The organism is Exiguobacterium sp. s5 (assembly GCF_018618075.1).
GTDB lineage: Bacteria > Bacillota > Bacilli > Exiguobacteriales > Exiguobacteriaceae > Exiguobacterium > Exiguobacterium mexicanum_A.
Genome location: NZ_JACSLK010000003.1, coordinates 16,491 through 33,602, shown reverse-complemented (window position 1 = coordinate 33,602; position 17,112 = coordinate 16,491). Strand labels below are relative to the sequence as shown.

The window sequence follows — 17,112 nt, the reverse complement described above, 5'->3', positions numbered from 1 at the left end:
TCAGGTCGCATGTTTTGTGTAGGGTTGGACCGGCAGCCGGGCCAACAGATCGTCGAGTTTGCGCGAATCGACGCCGCATTGATGAGCGGCGATCAAATCGTTCAATTGGTCGACCGAGGACGCGCCCGGTAGGACGACGGCACATGTCCGCTCCGCGGCTGCGAGGGCGTACGCTTGAATCGGTTCGGGAATCGTCGGCATCAAGTCGCGCAACTCCGCTTCAGTCCACGATTCAAAGCCCTTCTCCGACAAGCGGGCAGACCATTCGTCGGTCAGTATGCCTTTGGCGAGCGGACCGCGCCCGACGATCGGGATGTCGAGTTCGAGCGTTTCGATGCGGCGGTCGAGCAGGGAGTACGGGGTCATCAAGACATCGAGTTCTCCGTGTTCGAGCCAGTAGCGGATGACGTTCGGGCGAATCGAGGACAGTCCGATTTGGCGGATGGCGCCAGCTTGTTTCTGTCGACGCATGAAATCGATTGTCGCGTCCAGGTCGTCTTCCATCGTGCCGCCATGAACGTAATATAAGTCCAAGTAATCCGTCTGTAAGCGTTCGAGAGAATCGTGTAGGGCCTGTTCTAAATAGGAGGGGGCTGGATTCCAACGCATTCCGTCCCCTGTCCATTGATTCCCGCCTTTACTGGTCAAAAACAGTTCGTTCCGACGTCCGGCGAACGTCGAGCCGACGAGTTTCTCGACTTCGAAGTGGTCATAGACGTCGGCCGTATCAAAGTGGCGGATGCCAGCCGCATAGGCGGCCTCTAAAATCTGTCGCGCTTCCGCCTCGCCATGTTTCAAAATCGACATAGTTCCTAATCCTAACTCTGCCATTGATAATTCCTCCTTGTTCCGTCTGTCAATATGAATCATAATTACAGTATATAGGAAAAGGTGAGGGGTACATACAATGGAAGAGAAAACGATTGAACGGGAAGTCATTTACGAAGGAAAGATCTTTAACGTGGAGAAGCACGTCGTGTCACTCCCGAACGGAGGGACGTCGGTCCGCGAGCTCGTCTATCACAACGGGGCCGTCGCCGTCCTCGTCGTCGATGAAGACGACCGCATCGTCCTCGTCGAGCAGTACCGGAAAGCGTTCGAATCGATGTCGCTCGAAATTCCGGCCGGAAAATTAGAAGTCGGTGAGGAGCCGCTTGCGAGCGCGAAGCGCGAGCTCGAAGAAGAGACGGGGTATACGGCCGAGTCGCTTGAGAAAATCTTCTCGTTTTATGGAGCACCCGGCTTTTGTAGCGAACGGGTCGATGTGTATGTCGCCCACGGCTTGACGGCCGGTACGATGAACCTCGATGAGGACGAGTTTTTACAAGTCCAACGCTTCACGTTCGACGAGGCGGTCGACTTGTTGGCGAGTGGGCGCATCACTGACGCCAAGACGATTATGGCGATTCAATGGTGGCAATTATCTAAATTGAAATGATTCTAATCTAGAGTGAGTTATGGTACACTTACATAGGAATCATTTTAATTTGAAAAACCGGACGAACTTCGGTATGCTTTGAATAGTGAATTATGCTAAGAGGGGGCGCCTTATGGAAACGCGAATTGAACGGATCAAACAGCAATTGAGCGCCAAAGGATATAAATTGACACCGCAACGAGAATCGACAGTCCGGATTCTACTTGAGAATGAGACGGACCATTTGAGCGCGGAGAACGTGTTCATGCTCGTCAAAAGCATCGCACCGGAAATCGGGCTCGCGACCGTCTATCGGACGCTCGAGCTATTGACGGAGCTCGGTGTCGTCGACAAGGTCAACTTCGGTGACGGCGTCGCACGTTTCGACCTCAGACCGGAAGGCGCGAACCATTCGCACCACCATCTCGTCTGTGTCGAGTGCGGTTCGGTCGAGGAGATCATGGAAGACTTGCTCGTCGACGTCGAGAAGAAAGTCGAAAGCAAATACGAATTTTTAATCAAAGACCATCGCTTGACGTTTCACGGCATCTGTAAAGTCTGCCAAGCCAAAGGCGTCACGCTCGAGGGTCATAAAGCAGTCATCAACGGATAAACCAAGACAGGCAGCCTCTTTAAGGGTTGCCTGTCTTTTGTATAGCGTCACGTCGTCAAGTAACGGGACAAGACGGTGGCGATGCCGTCTTCATTGTTCGAGGTCGTCACTTCCGTGGCGATGGCCAAGATGTCCTCGACGGCGTTGCCCATGGCGACGCCGATGCCGGCATACTCGATAATCGACCGGTCGTTATGCCCGTCACCGAAGGCGATGACACGGTCGCGGCTGATGCCGATGTTTTGGAACACGTGGTCGAGCGCCCGGGCCTTGTCGATGCCGAGGTCTGTGAACTCATAGTACATGGCGGCCGTGAACATGCCCGTCACGCGGTCCGTTAACGGTCCGGCGAGCAAGTCGGCATGGGCCTGTAGATAGTCCGGCTGTCCGGCGACGAGGATTTTATAGACAGGGAAGGTGATGGCGTCGGCGAGTCGCGGCTCTTCCCGCAATTGGAACCGTCCGCCGCGCGACTCATATTCGATGATGTTGAACGGCTTACCATTTAACTCGAGCATGCCGCTGAAGACGTCATTGACGTACATATACGTCTCGTCATTGATCATCGGGATGACGTCAAAGTCGGTCAAATGATCCAAGATGGCAATCGCGTCGTCCTGATCGATGGCCTGTTCGAACAGCGTCTCGTTCGTTCTGGCATCGGTCACACATGCCCCGTTCGAGGACACGAGGAGACCGCCATACTCGTGGAGCCGGAGCTCGTCGGCGAACGGTTCGATGCCCCGTTTCGGTCGGCCCGAGGCGAGGACGACTTTGACACCCTCGGCCTGCAAATCGAGGAGCGTCTGTTTCGTTTGGGGTGAGATGAGTTTTTGATCGTTCAATAGCGTTCCGTCGAGATCTAATAAGATGGCTTTGATCATGGTGTCGTCTCCTTATATGGTCAATTCGAGTTTGTTTTGTTCCGGATCGAGGAAGACGCTCTCGTAATAGCCGTCCCCGGTCGTCCGCGGACCATCGACAAGCGGATAGCCGTCGGCCTCGAGCCGTCGCGTCAATGTGTCGACCGCTGCTTTGCTGCCAAGCGCGAACGCGATATGTGCGTAGCCAACCGTTTCACGAGGTGTGCCTTGGATGTCCGGGCGGCGCATCAACTCGAGTCGGCACGTCGAATCAGGGAACGTCAGGAAATACGATTCGAACTGTTTCTGTTCGTTCGTATACTTGTCGTTCGCCGTTGCCCCGAGATACGTCTCATAAAAACGGCGCATCTGTTCAAGCTCGTTCACCCAGAGGGCGACGTGTTCGATCTTCATGTGGGTTCCTCCTTTGATTGTTGCTGCATGATGACATTCAAGCGTTCCGTGTTCAAGAGCATCCCGACCATGATCAAGACGGTCACGAGCGGGAATAGACCGAGCGATGTCTTGGACACGACGAGACCGAATAGCGGTGGCAGGAACGTGCTGCCCGTGTAGGCGAACGCCATCTGGAAGCCCATCAACCGTTTCGCCCGCGCTGGTCCGAACCGTTGCGGCGTCTCATGGAGCATGCTCGGGTAAATCGGGGCCAAGCCGAGCCCGATGCAGATCAAGCCGACCACCATCGCTTCGGTCGCCGGAATGAGAAACACGAGGCTGCCGATGAGGGCGAGTGTTTGCCCGAGCCGAATCATCTGTCGGTTCGTGAAGCGGAACGACAGGAACCCGCTTAGGAAACGCCCGAGCGTGATGCTGCCGTAATAAATCGACACACACGTCGCGGCCGTCGCGACGGAGAACTGTTTCATCTGGACGAGATAGCTGCTCGCCCACAGCCCGATGAGCGCCTCGATCCCGCAATAGAGTAGGAACGTGGCCAACGCATAGGAGATGCCTTTCGGCAGTTTTCGTTCGAGCGCGGTCACGGCCGTCTCTTGTCGTTCGAGTGCAGTCGGTCCCACGTTGACTTCGCGCTTCCAGAGCGGGAACGACAGGAGCAGGATGAAGGCGAGTGCGAACTGGATCAATGCGACGATCAAATAGCCGTCGCGCCATCCGTTCTCCGTCAAGACACCGGCCATGACGAGCGGTCCGCCCGTCGCCCCGACGCCCCAGAAACAATGGAGCCAGTTCATATGGTGCGCCTTATAGTTGTCCGCCACGTAATGGTTGAGGGCGGCATCGACCGCCCCGGCGCCAAGCCCGAGCGGAATCGCTAGGACGAACAGCCAAATCAAGGACGGGGCCGCGTAAAAGCCGAGCAGACAGAAGGCCGTCACGAGCCCGGAGCCGAACGTGACTTGCTTCGTATCGAACCGTTCGAGCAATCTCCCGCTGAGCAGACTCGATAAAATCGTACCCGCGGCGATGGTCATAAAAATCCAACCGGCCATCGAGATCGGGGCGTTGAACTCGGTGTGCATCAACGGCCAAGCGACCCCGAGCAAGGCGTCGGGCAGGCCAAGACTGATAAAGGCAATGTAAATCACGGTCAATAATAAAAATCCTGTCATAATTCACCTCTTCAAATCGATTCAAGGATCAACCCGACGCAACGTCGAGCTAAGCCTGCGAAATAATCTTCCTCCCATATGCCGATCAATAAATCTGGGGTGTGAGCCGCCGGAATATGACGCTGGCAGGCGTTCCGAATCCCCTCCAACTCGGTATCGACGAGATCGACGTCCGAAAAAATGATGGCGTGCGGATTGAGCGTCGCGGTGAACGTCGCGACGAGCCGGCCGAGCGCATCGAGCGCCGTGTCCGATAACGGGGCCGGGGTCGACCGCTCACTCGCCATCCGGTCATGAAACGTCGCGTCGTCATAGAGCGGTAAAAACGAGATTTCCCCGCTGAATCCGGTCTTGCCCCGGATGAGCTGTCCGTTGATGAGAATCCCGGCACCCGGTCCGTTCTTTCCTAAATAAACGTATACGATCGACTGGTCGCCGGCGAGTTCGTGCGTGTGTCCGTATCCATAGACGGCCGCGTTCATATCGTTCTCGATGACGGCAGGACGAGCGGTGCGTGACTCGACCCAACGTTTCAAGTCAAGATGTGCGAACGTCGGATAGTCCGGCGCGAAGATGACCGTCCCGTCCGCGACGGCCGCCGCGACACCGATGGAAATCGCGCTCACGTCGGGGGTCTGGTCCAGCTGTCGATCGAGCACCGCACCGAGCGCACCGAGGTGGTCCCCGTCTCGAATCGCTTGTGTCCCGTCATCGAGCGACACACCCATGCAATCGATGCGTCGATAGCGGACGACCGACTTCTCGACGTAGAGCGTCAACCCATGGGTGAACCGCTCGTTATAGACGTACCGTTTGGCCGGGCGTCCGCCACGTGAATCTTCAAAACCGTGTTCGAACACCTCACCGGCCGCGATCAATTGCTCCAACTGCTTCTTGACGGTCGGGAAGCTGAGCCGGGTCGCTTCCGAGATGGCGGCGATGGTCGAGTGACCGGATAAGACGAGCTGCCGCCGGACGGCGACTGTCAGATTGGTAGTGTTCTGGTCCATGGACGACTCCTTCCTAACTTTTTAAATCAGTTTAATAAGTCGTCTTGAGTGTACCAAATCGTGACAGGATTCGTAAGCCCCAATCGAAAAGATGGCGTGAAAACCTCACTGAAATTTGTCACAAAAAAGCTTTTGAAAAAATGAGGTCAGACGTCTTCACAACGGTTTACATAAGTGATATGATGTAAGCGTATTCAGGTGTAACGAGGAAGGAGGGGGATGTCATGCGTTCGCAAGTCGAGTCATTTTTGCAGTACATGACGGTAGAAAAACGAATGTCGACGAATACGAGACAAGCCTATGCGAGCGATTTGACCCAGTACTTATCGACACTGACCCAGCTCGGGGTGACCGAATGGAATGAAGTCACGCGGGCACATATCGTCAAGCATATGGAAGAGTTGTCGCAAGCCGGTCGGGCCGCCTCATCATTACGGCGGGCCGTCAGCTCGATTCGGACGTTCCATCATCATTTAAAGATGACGGGTGGGACGACGACTGATCCGGCGCTCTATTTAGAGACGCCGAAAGCAGAGCGCCATCTACCGGACACGTGGTCGCAAGACGAAGTCGAGCGGTTGCTCGACAGCGTACCGACGTCAGACCCGCTTGCGCTGCGCGATCGGGCCATGCTCGAACTGCTCTACGGCACGGGTATGCGCGTCAGCGAACTTCTTGGGCTCGATTTGGATGATTTACAGTTCGAATTGGGGTATCTACAGTGTGAAGGCAAAGGCGAGAGCGCCCGAATCATCCCGGTGTCATCGGTCGCCCAAAACTTTGTCGAACGCTATATCCAGCAGGCTCGTAACGGGCTCGGTGGTCGGGAGACCGAGGCGTTGTTCTTGAACGGACGTGGCGGCCGGCTCAGTCGTCAAGGATTCTGGAAGATGATTAAACGACGGGCCAAAGAGGCCGGCATCCAAAAAGAGATCACGCCGCACGTGCTCAGGCACTCGTTCGCGACGCACTTGCTCGAGAACGGCGCCGACCTTCGGGCCATCCAACAGATGCTCGGGCATGCAGACCTCTCCACGACTCAAATTTACACACATGTCAATAAGGCACGACTCCATGATGTCTATCGAAAACATCACCCGCGTGCGTAACGACACTAAAGGAGGAACTTTTTGTGAAGAAATTTAAACGTATTTTCTTGGTCGTCATGGACTCGGTCGGAATCGGGGAGTCCCCAGATGCCGATCAGTTCGGTGACGTCGGTTCAGACACGCTTGGACATATCGCCCGTGAACATGGCGGCTTGAACATGCCGCACATGGGCCGTCTCGGCTTGTCGAACATTAAACCGATCGAAGGAATCGAACCGTCGGAGACGCCTAGCGCCTACGGACGCATGGAAGAGATTTCAGCGGGGAAAGACACGATGACCGGCCATTGGGAGATCATGGGTCTTCATATCGATACGCCGTTCCGCGTCTTCGAAAAGTTCCCGGATGACTTGATCAATCGTCTCAAAGAGTTCAGCGGACGCGACATCATCGGCAACAAGCCGGCTTCAGGGACAGAGATTTTGGATGAGCTCGGTGAAGAGCACGTCAACACCGGCGCGTTGATCGTCTACACGTCGGCTGACTCGGTGCTTCAAATCGCGGCGCACGAAGAAGTCGTCCCGCTCGACGAGTTGTATCGCATCTGCGAATACGCCCGTGATATCACACGTGAAGACCCGTACATGCTCGGTCGCATCATCGCCCGTCCGTTCCTCGGAACGCCTGGTGCTTGGGTCCGGACGTCAAACCGTCACGACTACGCGCTCAAACCGTTCGGCAAGACGGTCATGAACACGCTCGAGACGGCCGGCAAAGACGTGATCGCCCTCGGGAAAATCAGCGACATTTACGATGGCGAAGGCGTCACGAAAGCGATTCGGACGAAGTCGAACATGGACGGGATGGACAAACTTGTCGCATCGCTCGATGAAGACTTCGAAGGACTCTGCTTCTTGAACCTCGTCGACTTTGACGCGCTCTTCGGTCACCGCCGTGACCCGGAAGGCTATGCAATCGCGCTCGAAGAGTATGACGCCCGTCTACCAGAAGTGATGGAGAAGTTGCGTGAAGACGACTTGCTCATCATCACGGCCGATCACGGGAACGACCCGACGGCACCAGGTACGGACCACACGCGTGAGTACGTACCGCTCATCGTCCATCATCACGGCGCGACAGCAGTCGACCTCGGGATTCGGGGAACGTTTGCCGACATCGGCGCCACGGTCGCGGATAACTTCGATGTCGATGCACCAGCACACGGAAAGAGTTTCTTAAACGAAATTTGAGGAGGCACCACTCATGGTAAATTGGAACGAAACAAAGGCATTTTTACAGGAACGCATGAACGGAACACCAGAAATCGGACTCATCCTCGGCTCAGGACTCGGCGTCCTCGCCGATGAGATTGAGAACGCGGTCAAAATCCCTTACGAAGACATCCCGCACTTCCCGGTATCGACCGTCGAAGGACACGCCGGCCAACTCGTCTTCGGTGACCTCGAAGGGAAGCGCGTCGTCGCGATGCAAGGACGATTCCATTTCTATGAAGGCTACTCGATGGAACAAGTCACGTTCCCGGTCCGCGTCCTCAAATTGATCGGTGTCGAGACACTCATCGTCACGAACGCGGCCGGTGCTTGCAACGAGTCGTTCAACCCGGGTGACTTGATGATCATCACGGATCACATCAACTTCTTCGGCACGAGCCCGCTCATCGGCAAGAACGCGAGCGACTTCGGAACACGTTTCCCGGACATGTCAGAAGCGTACGATAAGGAGCTCGTCACATTGACGGAAGGCGTCGCCACAAAACTTGGACTTTCTGTTCAAAAAGGCGTCTACTTCGGGAACACGGGTCCGACGTATGAGACACCGGCCGAAGTGAAGATGGCTCGCCTGCTCGGAGGCGACGTTGTCGGCATGTCGACGGTGCCTGAAGTCATCGTGGCCCGTCACTCAGATATGCGAGTGCTCGGCATCTCGTGCGTGTCGAACATGGCAGCCGGGATTTTAGATCAACCGCTCAACCATGAAGAAGTCATCGAGACGACAGAACGCGTCCGCCAAGACTTCCTTTCACTCGTACGCGGCACGATTCAAAGCATGTAACCACTACCCAACTAGGAGGACGAAACTTATGCGCATGGTCGATTTGATTTTGAAAAAACGTAACGGTGGCGAATTGAACGAAGAGGAGATTCGCTTCATCATCGAAGGCTTCACGAACGAGACGATTCCTGATTATCAGATGTCGGCCCTTTCGATGGCGATTTACTTTAACGGCATGACAGAGAAAGAGACGGCGGCCTTAACGATGGAGATGGTCAAGTCTGGTGACGTCATCGATTTGTCGAACATCCAAGGTAAAAAAGTCGATAAACACTCGACTGGCGGCGTCGGTGACAAAATCAGCTTAATCGTCGCTCCGCTCGTCGCGTCAATCGGTATTCCGGTCGCGAAGATGAGTGGTCGTGGTCTCGGCCACACGGGCGGGACGATCGATAAGCTCGAATCGTTCCCTGGCTTCAACGTCGAGTTGACGGAAGAACAGTTCACGAAGCAAGTAAACGATATCAAGATGTCAATCATCGGTCAGACGGGCAACTTGACGCCTGCCGACAAACGTCTTTACGCACTCCGTGACGTGACGGCGACGGTCGATTCAATCCCGCTCATCGCGAGCTCAATCATGTCGAAGAAGATCGCGGCCGGTGCCGACAGCATCGTCCTTGACGTCAAGACGGGTTCAGGCGCGTTCATGAAGTCGTTCGACGACGCGAAAGCGCTCGCTGAAGAGATGGTCGCCATCGGTAAGAACGTCGGCCGTAAGACGGTCGCCGTCATCACGGATATGGACCAGCCGCTCGGTTTCGAAATCGGGAACGCCAATGAAGTGAAAGAAGCGATTGAAGTCCTCTCGGGCAAAGACGTGACCGACTTGAAGACGATTGCCCTCACGATTGCCGGCCATATGGCAGTACTCGGCGAGTTCTATCAGACGTTCGAGGAAGCGTATGCTGACCTTGAGAAACGGATGGCCGACGGTCATGCCCTCGAAGTGTTCCGTCAGTTCGTAGCGGCACAAGGTGGCGACGCGTCGCTCGTCGATGACTTGTCGAAACTTCCGCAAGCGAAGTATGAGACAACGTTCGTCGCGAAACAAGCGGGTTACGTCGAGTCGATTATCGCTGACGAAGTCGGTGTGGCAGCGATGCTCCTCGGCGCAGGTCGGGCGACAAAAGATGATCAGCTCGACTTCGCGGCCGGTATCACGCTCGAGAAGAAAGTCGGTGACAAGGTCGAGGCCGGTGACGTGATCGCCGTGCTCCGTTCGAACAAAGAAGACATGACATCTGCGCTCGAGCGGATGGACCACGCGTACACGATCGGTGCGACAGAGCCGACGGCGCGTCCACTCGTCCACGCCGTCATCCAGTAAGCGGTAAGTCAGAACGTCTGTTTCCACAAAATAGTGGAGACAGACGGTTTTTTTTGATAGAATGGGCAATGTGTGAGTGAGAATGACAATATGAACATAAAGGGGTAACTTTTCATGAAAAAAGGATCTATGAAATTAGAAAACGGCGAAATGATCGAATTCGACTTGTTCCACGATGCGGCACCGATCACGGTCGACAACTTCGAGGAGCTCGCGAACAGCGGCTTCTATAACGGTTTGACGTTCCACCGGGTCATCCCAGGTTTCGTCAGCCAAGGCGGCTGCCCAGACGGGACAGGCATGGGTGGTTCAGGCAAGACGATCCCATGTGAGACATCGACATCGTTCCCATACAAACATGAAGCGGGTTCGCTTTCAATGGCACACGCCGGACGCAACACGGGCTCGTCACAGTTCTTCATCGTCCATGAGCCACAACCACATCTCGACGGTGTCCACACGGTCTTCGGAAAAGTGACGTCTGGCCTTGAGCACGCGGTCAAACTTCGTCAAGGCACGAAGATGGCCGAAGTTAAAGTTTGGGACGAGAATTGATTTCTGCCTGAACGTTATGGCACAATGAGCCATGTCTCTCACGTGTTCACTTAGTGAAACATGAATGACTAAAGGTGGTGAAACCAGCAATGCTGGTGAAATACAAACAATCGTACGAAAAGACGGCGATGGGCTTGCTCGCGTTCTCATGTAGCGACAAATCTCCGCTCGCCTTGCTCGAACTCGTCCGGTCCTACGAAGAAGACCCTGCCAAATTCCTCTATCTGTGGAGAGTCGGGGAAGACTTCGTCGGGATCATCGGGATGGAGCAACAAGAGACGACGATGTTCATCCATCATATCGCGCTGTCTCCGTCGTTCCGCGGCGAGAAGCGTTCTTACGAATTGCTCGATGAGACCCGGAACTTATTGCCGCTCGACTTGACGCTTGTCGGTCAAGGCAAAACCGGTGACTTGCTCGATAAATGGAACCAAGTCGTCATTTAAAAAAAGCTAGGCTCAGCGCCTAGCTTTTTTACGTGCCTCAAGCGCCCGGAGCCGTTCGGTGACGACGGGTGTCCGGTCTCGATACATATGTTTATGGACGAGCTCGTCAAACGTCAAAGTGGTCGGTTCGAAGGCGGGCTTCAAACGCTCGATGCGTTGTCGTGTCGCTTCATTGAGCGGAAGCGCCTCCGGGAGCGGCCAACGCTCCAAGTCACGGGCAAACGTCGCGGTATCGATTCCGAGGGCTTCGAGTTCGGTCACGGCCAACGTGAGCTTCTGCTGTAACGCTGCGATACTCTTTTTTGCACCGGGCGTGTTACCGCGACGGGCATGGTAGTGGGCAACGGCGTATTGAATCAAGGCAGCGTAACCGAGATCCTCTCGCCCCCCGTCCTGCCATGCTTCTTCAAGCACTTCGTGGCACTCGAAATAATCGGCATGACATTCAAATAAGAGCGTATACTGGATAAAAGGCGTCGACATCAAATTTCTCCTTTCGTGGTCACGGTACTACAAAACATGTTATACTAAAGCGCAAAAATGTAAATGGCAGGTGTCTCTATGGAAGCGTACAACGTCAAAATCGATACGTTCGAAGGCCCGCTTGACCTGTTGCTCCACTTGATTGGAAAAATGGAGCTCGACATCGCAGACATCTCTGTCTCCGAGGTCACGGATCAGTATGTCGCCTATATCCGGACGATGCAAAAATTTGAACTCGATGTGGCCAGTGAATATTTGGTCATGGCGGCGACGTTGCTCCAATTGAAGAGCAAGCAACTGTTGCCACCGGTTCCAGTTGAAGAAGATGACATTCCCGACTTTGGGGAAGAACCGACCCGAGAAGGGTTGATTCGACAGTTGATTGAATATAAGGCGTATAAAGAAGCGGTCGTATTCATGCGCGAGCAAGAAGAGTCTCGCCTCGAACTGTATAGCCGTCCCGGTGAGGATTTGACGCGCTACATGTCCGACCTCGTCCAGCCGTATGACGGTCCACTCAACTTTGCGGACTTATTACACGCCTATTCGAAAATGGTCGAACGCAAGCGGTGGAAAGAGCGTCGCAAAAAGACGATCAAACGTGAAGAACGGACGCTTGAAGAACAGATGACACGGTTGCACGATCACGTCTCGGCAAAGCGGACAACATCGTTCTTCTCGTTTTTTGAGGAACGTCCCGATGTGTCGGACCTTGTCGTCACGTTCATGGCGCTACTCGAATTGATCAAGTTGCGCGTCGTTACGACCAAACAGGAAGAGCGAGACATTCAAATCTCGTTCGTCGAATCGTCAAAGGAAAGGGATGAAGCCGTTGCTGTCTTATGAAACGATTATTGAGAGTCTATTGTTCGTCGTCGGCGAAGAAGGAATGGAAGTGCGGGCCCTCGCGGACACGCTCGACATTTCGGAAGCCGCTGCACGCGAACAGTTGAGCAAACTAGAAGCATCGTTCAAAGATTCGGGTCGTCCGTTCCAACTGATTGAATCCGCGGGCGTGTATAAGCTCGTGACGATTCCTGAAGTGTCGGAGTACATTCAACGTTACGTCGGCACGATGGCCGAACAGGCGTTATCACGTGCCGCGATGGAGACGCTCGTCATCATCGCGTACAAGCAACCGGTCACCCGGGCCGATATCGAGGAAGTCCGGGGCGTCAAAGTCGAGCGTGTCATCCATACGCTGTTGTCTAAAGGATTGATTGAAGCGGCCGGCCGGGCCAAGACGATTGGCCGGGCCAAGTTATACCGGACGACCGAACATTTCCTGGACCATTTTGGATTCAATTCACTCGATGAATTGCCCCCATTAACGTTTGAAGACGAGCTCTCGGACGAAGGCGATTTGTTCTTCGGCCAGCCGTCTGCGATTACGCAAGATAGATTGGAGAATGAATAAATGGAACGTTTACAAAAAGTGATTGCCCAAGCAGGTGTCGCCTCACGGCGTAAAGCCGAAGAAATGATTTTAGATGGACGGGTGCGCGTCAACGGGAAAGTCGTGCGCGAACTCGGTACGAAAGTCGGTCCAAAGTCTGAAGTCGAGGTCGACGGTGTGAAAATCGAACAAGAAGAGCATGTTTATTATGTGCTCTATAAGCCGAGCGGTTACGTCTCGACGGTCGAAGATGATAAAGGACGGAAAGTCATCACCGATCTCGTACCACCTGGATCGCGTGTCTTCCCGGTCGGACGTCTCGACTATAACACGACGGGACTCATCATTTTAACGAATGACGGTGAGTTCTCGAACATGATGACCCATCCGAAGTTCAAGATCCCAAAACGTTATGTCGCGAAAGTGAAGAACATTCCTTCGTATATCGCGATTAAACAACTCGAGTCGGGTGTCGAACTCGATGACGGCTACAAGACGGGTAGCGCCCAAGTGAAGATGAAGACGGTCGACCATAAGAAAAACTCGGCCATCTTAGAAATCGTCATCTCGGAAGGCCATAACCGTCAAATCCGTCGCATGCTCGAAGCAGTCGGTTCAGAAGTCATCAAACTGAAACGCGAACAGTTCGGTTTCTTGACGCTCGACGGTCTCACGACGGGCGAATGGCGTGAACTGTCACGCAAGGAAGTATCGAAGCTACGTGAGCTTGCCAACCCGACCGTACCACCCGTACAACGGGGCAAGAAAAAGAAAAAATAACAACTAAAAAATCGTCCTGAGATAGGATGATTTTTTATTTTGTGGAGATTGTGTGACAAAAAGATGAAAAAAGTCTGTTAATGTGCGTTTTTGGTGTTTTTTCAGTACAATAACAACTAAAGGATGGTGTGAACTCATGACGAAAGAAACAAAGTCGGGTGATCGCATGAACCAGGCGATGGCCCATAAGAAAAAACGGTCATTTTGGCGGCTCATGATTATGACGATGGTCCTGTTCGCAGGAGCGGTCGTTATCATGCAATTGTTTGAACAAGCCGGCAACGACGGACGTATCGAGGCCGGTGACGATGCGCCGAACTTCAAGCTCGTCAGTCTTGACGGGACGACGATGGTCGAGCGTGACACATACGACGGTAAAGGGTTGCTCTTGAACTTCTGGGGCACATTCTGTGAACCGTGTGAGAAAGAGATGCCGGTCGTCCAGGATAACTATGCCGCACTCCAAGACATGGGCGTCGATTTTTGGGCGGTCAACGTCGGCGAGACACCGCTTCGGGTCGATAATTTCGTGAACGGCCTCGGCGTCAAGCTCGACTATCCGATTTTGATGGACACGCGCAGCGAAGTCGAGAAGGCGTACGGGATTTATAACTTGCCGGTCACGTTCGTCATCGATGCCGACGGCAAAGTGATTGAAAAGTACGAAGGTGAACTCACGAAAGAGAAACTGATGGAGTTGGCCGAGAAGTCATTGTAAGCGAACGGGGGGCGCACAAATGCTAGATATGAAATACGACGGCGCCGATTTACGATCGAAGCGTCGTCCACGGTCATGGATTGACCGGGTGTGGAGCTTTTTTGCATCGGTCAAGGTCGGTCTATGGCTCATCGGGCTTATCATCGTCGGGTCGGCGATCGGAACGATTTTCCCGCAAGAGATGTATATTCCGCAACAGTTGCCGGCGAACCAGTATTACACGGACGAGTACGGGACACCGGGTACGATTTACTACACGCTAGGATTCCACAACCTCTATACATCGTGGTGGTACATCACGTTGATCGTGATGCTGACGTTATCGCTCATCGTTGTATCGATTGATCGATTTTTCCCGCTGTATAAAGCGTTGAAATTTCAACCGGTCCGACGTACCGATCGCTTCATGCGCGGACAACGTTTGATTGGTGAGGGAAAAGGGACGGACGAGCAAATCGATGCGTTCGGAGAGGCTTTAAAAGCCAAGCGTTATCAAGTGAAGCGTGATGGGGATGCCTTACTCGCCGAGAAATATCGATTCGGTCGCTGGGGTCCATACGTCAATCACATTGGGCTCGTCATCTTCTTCATCGGGGCGATGCTTCGCGTTTTCCCGGCATTCCATACGGATACGCTCGAATGGGTGCGCGAAGGCGATACGGTTCCGCTCGAAGCGACGGATGATGAATATTATCTTCGCAACGATCAGTTCATCTTAGAGATGTATGATCCGGAAAATAACGCGGAAGATGCGAAATTTGCCAAGGCGATCGAGAAAGCGGGCGCAGTCCCGAAAAACTATGAGACGGAATTGACGCTGTTCAAGAAGACCGGGACGAACGAGGACGGATCGCCGCAACTCGAGGAAGTCGATACCGGTTCGACGAAAGTGAACCACCCGTTCAAGTTTGAAAAGTACGAAGTGTATCAAGAACAGTATTCGAGTCGCCTGGAATTCTTGTCGATGTCCTTTAACGTTGCCGATAAAGAGACAGGTGATGTGTATGGACCGTTCACGGTCGATTTGACGAACCCGGAGACGACGTATGACCTCGGAGACGTCACGGTCAAACTGAACGACCTGTATCCTGACTTTGAGGTCAAGGACGGCCAACCGAACACGAAATCGCCACGGGCACTCAACCCGGCCTTCTTCATGGCGATTGACACACCAGACGGCACGACGGAATCGAATTTGATTGGAATTCGTTTAAACGTGGCCGATGAAGATAATCGCTATGTGTTCCAGTTCGCTGGTACGGAGATGGCAAGTACGAGTGGTCTACGCGTCAAGAGTGACTCGACGTATCCGATTTTGATTGTCGGTGGAGTCATCTTCATGATTGGAATTGTCATGGGGATGTATTGGCCGCACCGTCGTATCTGGATTCGCCGACACAATGAGACGGACGTGCTCGTCGCTGGTTTCACCAACAAGAACCCGTCCTCGCTCAATCGCGAAATCACACCGCTCCTAGAGAAAAATGGCCTGCCGATCTGGGAAGATCAGGCACGGTTTGAAAAAAAGACGGACGACAACTCAACCAATGAAAGAGGGGAATCATAATGGAGTGGATTCAGTGGAGCAGTCGTTTGCTCTTTATCGCGTTCATCCTTTACGCTGTCGCGACCGTGTTATTCACGATCGCGGTCAGCGGGATGCGCAAAGGCCGAAACGTCAACCGTATCGCCTACGGCAAATATGCGTTCATTTTGGCCGTCATCGGCTTCATCGCTCAAATGACATATTTTATTTTACGTTGGGTCGGGGTCGGTTATGCACCGGTATCGAACCTGTACGAATACACGACGTTCTTCGGCATGATGATGGTGTTCGGGTTCCTCGTCGTGTACGGGATTTATAAAAATGACGTGCTTGGCTTGTTCGCCATGCCGGTGGCGCTTCTCGTCATCGCTTTCGCTTCGATGTTCTCGAGCGAAGTGGCACCGCTTATCCCGGCCTTGAACAGTGTCTGGTTGAAAATTCACGTCACGACGGCCGCGCTCGGCCAAGGAATTCTCGCCATCAGCTTCGCCTCAGGTCTCATTTTCTTATTGAATGAGACGTCGATGCGGGAACAGTCGAAGTCACGAACGTGGCTTGAGATTACGATGTTCGTCCTCATGTGCACGCTCGGCTTCATTCTCGTCTCGATGCTCTTCAAGGCGATCGGTGCCGGTGGCGTGGTCGAGTTCACGAACGACCGCGGGACACAAGAGTCGTATGAATACTTCATGCCGATGTTGTTCGTGCCGGAAGGGGCTCAGCTTCTCTCTGGTTCGGGCGGACTGTCACTTGAGTTACCGACGTTCATCAATACATTGAAGTTGAACACGCTCATTTGGTCGGTCATCGCCGGCGTCGTGATTTATGTACTGCTTCGTTTCGTCATCTTGCGAAAACGGATTGCCGAGGCGCTTCAACCGCTCGCGAAAAAAGTCGATCTCGATCTCGCCGACGAGATCAGTTACCGGTCGATCGCCATCGGCTTGCCGGTGTTCATCCTCGGTGGACTCATCTTCGCGATGATTTGGGCACAAATCGCCTGGAACCGTTTCTGGGGCTGGGACCCGAAAGAAGTGTGGGCGCTCATCACGATGCTCATCTATATCTACTATTTGCATATGCGCATCCAACGTGGTTGGACGGGAACAAAAGCCGCTTGGTTATGTGTCGGCGGCTTCGCCGTCATCATGTTCAACTTGGTGTTCGTCAACCTCGTCATCGCAGGTTTGCACTCATATGCGTAAAAAAAGAAGTCACTTCGGTGGCTTCTTTTTTTACGC

At 53.7% G+C, this 17,112-nt stretch carries 20 protein-coding genes; 14 read left to right on the top strand and 6 right to left on the bottom strand.

Translation table 11 applies throughout. From position 1 onward, the window contains the following. Positions 1-831 (bottom strand): aldo/keto reductase, encoded by an 831-nt coding sequence (locus tag KNP60_RS07485; protein WP_251131360.1) that lies wholly within the window; start codon positions 829-831, stop codon positions 1-3. A 76-nt stretch (positions 832-907) separates the two neighbouring features. Between KNP60_RS07485 and KNP60_RS07480 the strand changes: the two genes are divergently transcribed. Further along, positions 908-1,438, top strand: a complete 531-nt coding sequence (locus tag KNP60_RS07480) for an NUDIX domain-containing protein (RefSeq protein ID WP_214797223.1) — start codon at positions 908-910, stop codon at positions 1,436-1,438. Between the two features lie 112 nt (positions 1,439-1,550). Beyond that, complete coding sequence (gene fur / locus KNP60_RS07475) at positions 1,551-2,030, top strand: ferric iron uptake transcriptional regulator (protein ID WP_016509373.1); 480 nt, start codon at positions 1,551-1,553, stop codon at positions 2,028-2,030. Between the two features lie 47 nt (positions 2,031-2,077). On the opposite strand, the gene KNP60_RS07470 is transcribed toward fur, so the two are convergent. Genes KNP60_RS07470 through KNP60_RS07455 form a run of 4 tightly spaced genes read right to left on the bottom strand, consistent with a single transcriptional unit; the run spans position 2,078 to position 5,495 of the window. Further along, on the bottom strand, positions 2,078-2,914 hold the full coding sequence (locus KNP60_RS07470) for a Cof-type HAD-IIB family hydrolase (protein ID WP_214797222.1): 837 nt from the start codon (positions 2,912-2,914) through the stop codon (positions 2,078-2,080). 12 nt (positions 2,915-2,926) lie between these two features. Then, entirely contained in the window at positions 2,927-3,307 is a 381-nt protein-coding gene (locus tag KNP60_RS07465) for a VOC family protein (protein ID WP_214797221.1), read from the bottom strand. Beyond that, a complete protein-coding gene (locus KNP60_RS07460) occupies positions 3,304-4,485 on the bottom strand; it encodes an MFS transporter (RefSeq protein ID WP_214797220.1) in 1,182 nt (393 codons plus the stop codon). Before KNP60_RS07460 ends, KNP60_RS07465 begins: the two co-directional genes overlap by 4 nt. Positions 4,486-4,496: 11 nt before the next feature. Next, a complete protein-coding gene (locus KNP60_RS07455) occupies positions 4,497-5,495 on the bottom strand; it encodes an ROK family transcriptional regulator (RefSeq protein WP_214797219.1) in 999 nt (332 codons plus the stop codon). Positions 5,496-5,719: 224 nt separating this feature from the next. On the opposite strand from KNP60_RS07455, the gene xerD reads away from it, so the two are divergent. The 6 genes from xerD (at position 5,720) to KNP60_RS07425 (ending at position 10,948) form a co-directional block, all read left to right on the top strand. Further along, on the top strand, positions 5,720-6,604 hold the full coding sequence (gene xerD / locus KNP60_RS07450; protein ID WP_214797218.1) for a site-specific tyrosine recombinase XerD: 885 nt from the start codon (positions 5,720-5,722) through the stop codon (positions 6,602-6,604). Positions 6,605-6,627: 23 nt separating this feature from the next. Then, on the top strand, positions 6,628-7,794 hold the full coding sequence (gene deoB / locus KNP60_RS07445; RefSeq protein ID WP_214797217.1) for a phosphopentomutase: 1,167 nt from the start codon (positions 6,628-6,630) through the stop codon (positions 7,792-7,794). Positions 7,795-7,807: 13 nt separating this feature from the next. Next, positions 7,808-8,617, top strand: coding sequence for a purine-nucleoside phosphorylase (locus tag KNP60_RS07440; protein WP_034777854.1), 810 nt, complete (start codon positions 7,808-7,810; stop codon positions 8,615-8,617). A gap of 28 nt (positions 8,618-8,645) precedes the next feature. Then, the gene (locus KNP60_RS07435; RefSeq protein ID WP_131471226.1) at positions 8,646-9,947 is read left to right on the top strand and encodes a pyrimidine-nucleoside phosphorylase; all 1,302 of its coding nucleotides are present in this window, start codon (positions 8,646-8,648) and stop codon (positions 9,945-9,947) included. Positions 9,948-10,061: 114 nt separating this feature from the next. Further along, positions 10,062-10,502 (top strand): peptidylprolyl isomerase, encoded by a 441-nt coding sequence (locus tag KNP60_RS07430; RefSeq protein ID WP_029334855.1) that lies wholly within the window; start codon positions 10,062-10,064, stop codon positions 10,500-10,502. Between the two features lie 89 nt (positions 10,503-10,591). Then, positions 10,592-10,948: a GNAT family N-acetyltransferase gene (locus KNP60_RS07425; protein ID WP_034777852.1), complete on the top strand. Its 357-nt coding sequence runs from the start codon at positions 10,592-10,594 to the stop codon at positions 10,946-10,948. Between the two features lie 12 nt (positions 10,949-10,960). On the opposite strand, the gene KNP60_RS07420 is transcribed toward KNP60_RS07425, so the two are convergent. Beyond that, the gene (locus KNP60_RS07420; RefSeq protein ID WP_029595323.1) at positions 10,961-11,431 is read right to left on the bottom strand and encodes a DUF309 domain-containing protein; all 471 of its coding nucleotides are present in this window, start codon (positions 11,429-11,431) and stop codon (positions 10,961-10,963) included. Between the two features lie 78 nt (positions 11,432-11,509). Here KNP60_RS07420 and KNP60_RS07415 point away from each other — a divergent pair, with 78 nt between their 5' ends. From KNP60_RS07415 to ccsB, 6 genes are all read left to right on the top strand, one after another. Further along, positions 11,510-12,277, top strand: coding sequence for a segregation and condensation protein A (locus KNP60_RS07415; protein WP_029595324.1), 768 nt, complete (start codon positions 11,510-11,512; stop codon positions 12,275-12,277). Next, the gene (gene scpB / locus KNP60_RS07410) at positions 12,255-12,848 is read left to right on the top strand and encodes an SMC-Scp complex subunit ScpB (RefSeq protein WP_029595325.1); all 594 of its coding nucleotides are present in this window, start codon (positions 12,255-12,257) and stop codon (positions 12,846-12,848) included. The genes KNP60_RS07415 and scpB overlap by 23 nt, the downstream gene beginning before the upstream one ends. After that, a complete protein-coding gene (locus tag KNP60_RS07405; protein ID WP_029595326.1) occupies positions 12,849-13,607 on the top strand; it encodes a pseudouridine synthase in 759 nt (252 codons plus the stop codon). A gap of 136 nt (positions 13,608-13,743) precedes the next feature. Beyond that, complete coding sequence (locus KNP60_RS07400) at positions 13,744-14,325, top strand: redoxin domain-containing protein (protein ID WP_029595327.1); 582 nt, start codon at positions 13,744-13,746, stop codon at positions 14,323-14,325. 19 nt (positions 14,326-14,344) lie between these two features. After that, a complete protein-coding gene (resB, locus tag KNP60_RS07395) occupies positions 14,345-15,892 on the top strand; it encodes a cytochrome c biogenesis protein ResB (RefSeq protein WP_029595328.1) in 1,548 nt (515 codons plus the stop codon). Next, the gene (gene ccsB / locus KNP60_RS07390) at positions 15,892-17,076 is read left to right on the top strand and encodes a c-type cytochrome biogenesis protein CcsB (RefSeq protein ID WP_029595329.1); all 1,185 of its coding nucleotides are present in this window, start codon (positions 15,892-15,894) and stop codon (positions 17,074-17,076) included. Before resB ends, ccsB begins: the two co-directional genes overlap by 1 nt. Positions 17,077-17,112: the final 36 nt, after the last annotated feature.

What these genes read in the sequence shown, in the direction of transcription:
- KNP60_RS07425 (WP_034777852.1), top strand. Translation starts at nt 10,592, where the DNA reads ATGCTGGTGAAATACAAACAATCGTACGAAAAGACGGCGATGGGCTTG.
- KNP60_RS07470 (WP_214797222.1), bottom strand. Translation starts at nt 2,914, where the DNA reads ATGATCAAAGCCATCTTATTAGATCTCGACGGAACGCTATTGAACGAT.
- KNP60_RS07465 (WP_214797221.1), bottom strand. Translation starts at nt 3,307, where the DNA reads ATGAAGATCGAACACGTCGCCCTCTGGGTGAACGAGCTTGAACAGATG.
- KNP60_RS07420 (WP_029595323.1), bottom strand. Translation starts at nt 11,431, where the DNA reads ATGTCGACGCCTTTTATCCAGTATACGCTCTTATTTGAATGTCATGCC.
- resB (WP_029595328.1), top strand. Translation starts at nt 14,345, where the DNA reads ATGCTAGATATGAAATACGACGGCGCCGATTTACGATCGAAGCGTCGT.
- KNP60_RS07460 (WP_214797220.1), bottom strand. Translation starts at nt 4,485, where the DNA reads ATGACAGGATTTTTATTATTGACCGTGATTTACATTGCCTTTATCAGT.
- KNP60_RS07485 (WP_251131360.1), bottom strand. Translation starts at nt 831, where the DNA reads ATGGCAGAGTTAGGATTAGGAACTATGTCGATTTTGAAACATGGCGAG.
- fur (WP_016509373.1), top strand. Translation starts at nt 1,551, where the DNA reads ATGGAAACGCGAATTGAACGGATCAAACAGCAATTGAGCGCCAAAGGA.
- KNP60_RS07430 (WP_029334855.1), top strand. Translation starts at nt 10,062, where the DNA reads ATGAAAAAAGGATCTATGAAATTAGAAAACGGCGAAATGATCGAATTC.
- KNP60_RS07440 (WP_034777854.1), top strand. Translation starts at nt 7,808, where the DNA reads ATGGTAAATTGGAACGAAACAAAGGCATTTTTACAGGAACGCATGAAC.
- KNP60_RS07480 (WP_214797223.1), top strand. Translation starts at nt 908, where the DNA reads ATGGAAGAGAAAACGATTGAACGGGAAGTCATTTACGAAGGAAAGATC.
- KNP60_RS07435 (WP_131471226.1), top strand. Translation starts at nt 8,646, where the DNA reads ATGCGCATGGTCGATTTGATTTTGAAAAAACGTAACGGTGGCGAATTG.
- KNP60_RS07455 (WP_214797219.1), bottom strand. Translation starts at nt 5,495, where the DNA reads ATGGACCAGAACACTACCAATCTGACAGTCGCCGTCCGGCGGCAGCTC.
- ccsB (WP_029595329.1), top strand. Translation starts at nt 15,892, where the DNA reads ATGGAGTGGATTCAGTGGAGCAGTCGTTTGCTCTTTATCGCGTTCATC.
- KNP60_RS07415 (WP_029595324.1), top strand. Translation starts at nt 11,510, where the DNA reads ATGGAAGCGTACAACGTCAAAATCGATACGTTCGAAGGCCCGCTTGAC.
- scpB (WP_029595325.1), top strand. Translation starts at nt 12,255, where the DNA reads ATGAAGCCGTTGCTGTCTTATGAAACGATTATTGAGAGTCTATTGTTC.
- xerD (WP_214797218.1), top strand. Translation starts at nt 5,720, where the DNA reads ATGCGTTCGCAAGTCGAGTCATTTTTGCAGTACATGACGGTAGAAAAA.
- KNP60_RS07405 (WP_029595326.1), top strand. Translation starts at nt 12,849, where the DNA reads ATGGAACGTTTACAAAAAGTGATTGCCCAAGCAGGTGTCGCCTCACGG.
- KNP60_RS07400 (WP_029595327.1), top strand. Translation starts at nt 13,744, where the DNA reads ATGACGAAAGAAACAAAGTCGGGTGATCGCATGAACCAGGCGATGGCC.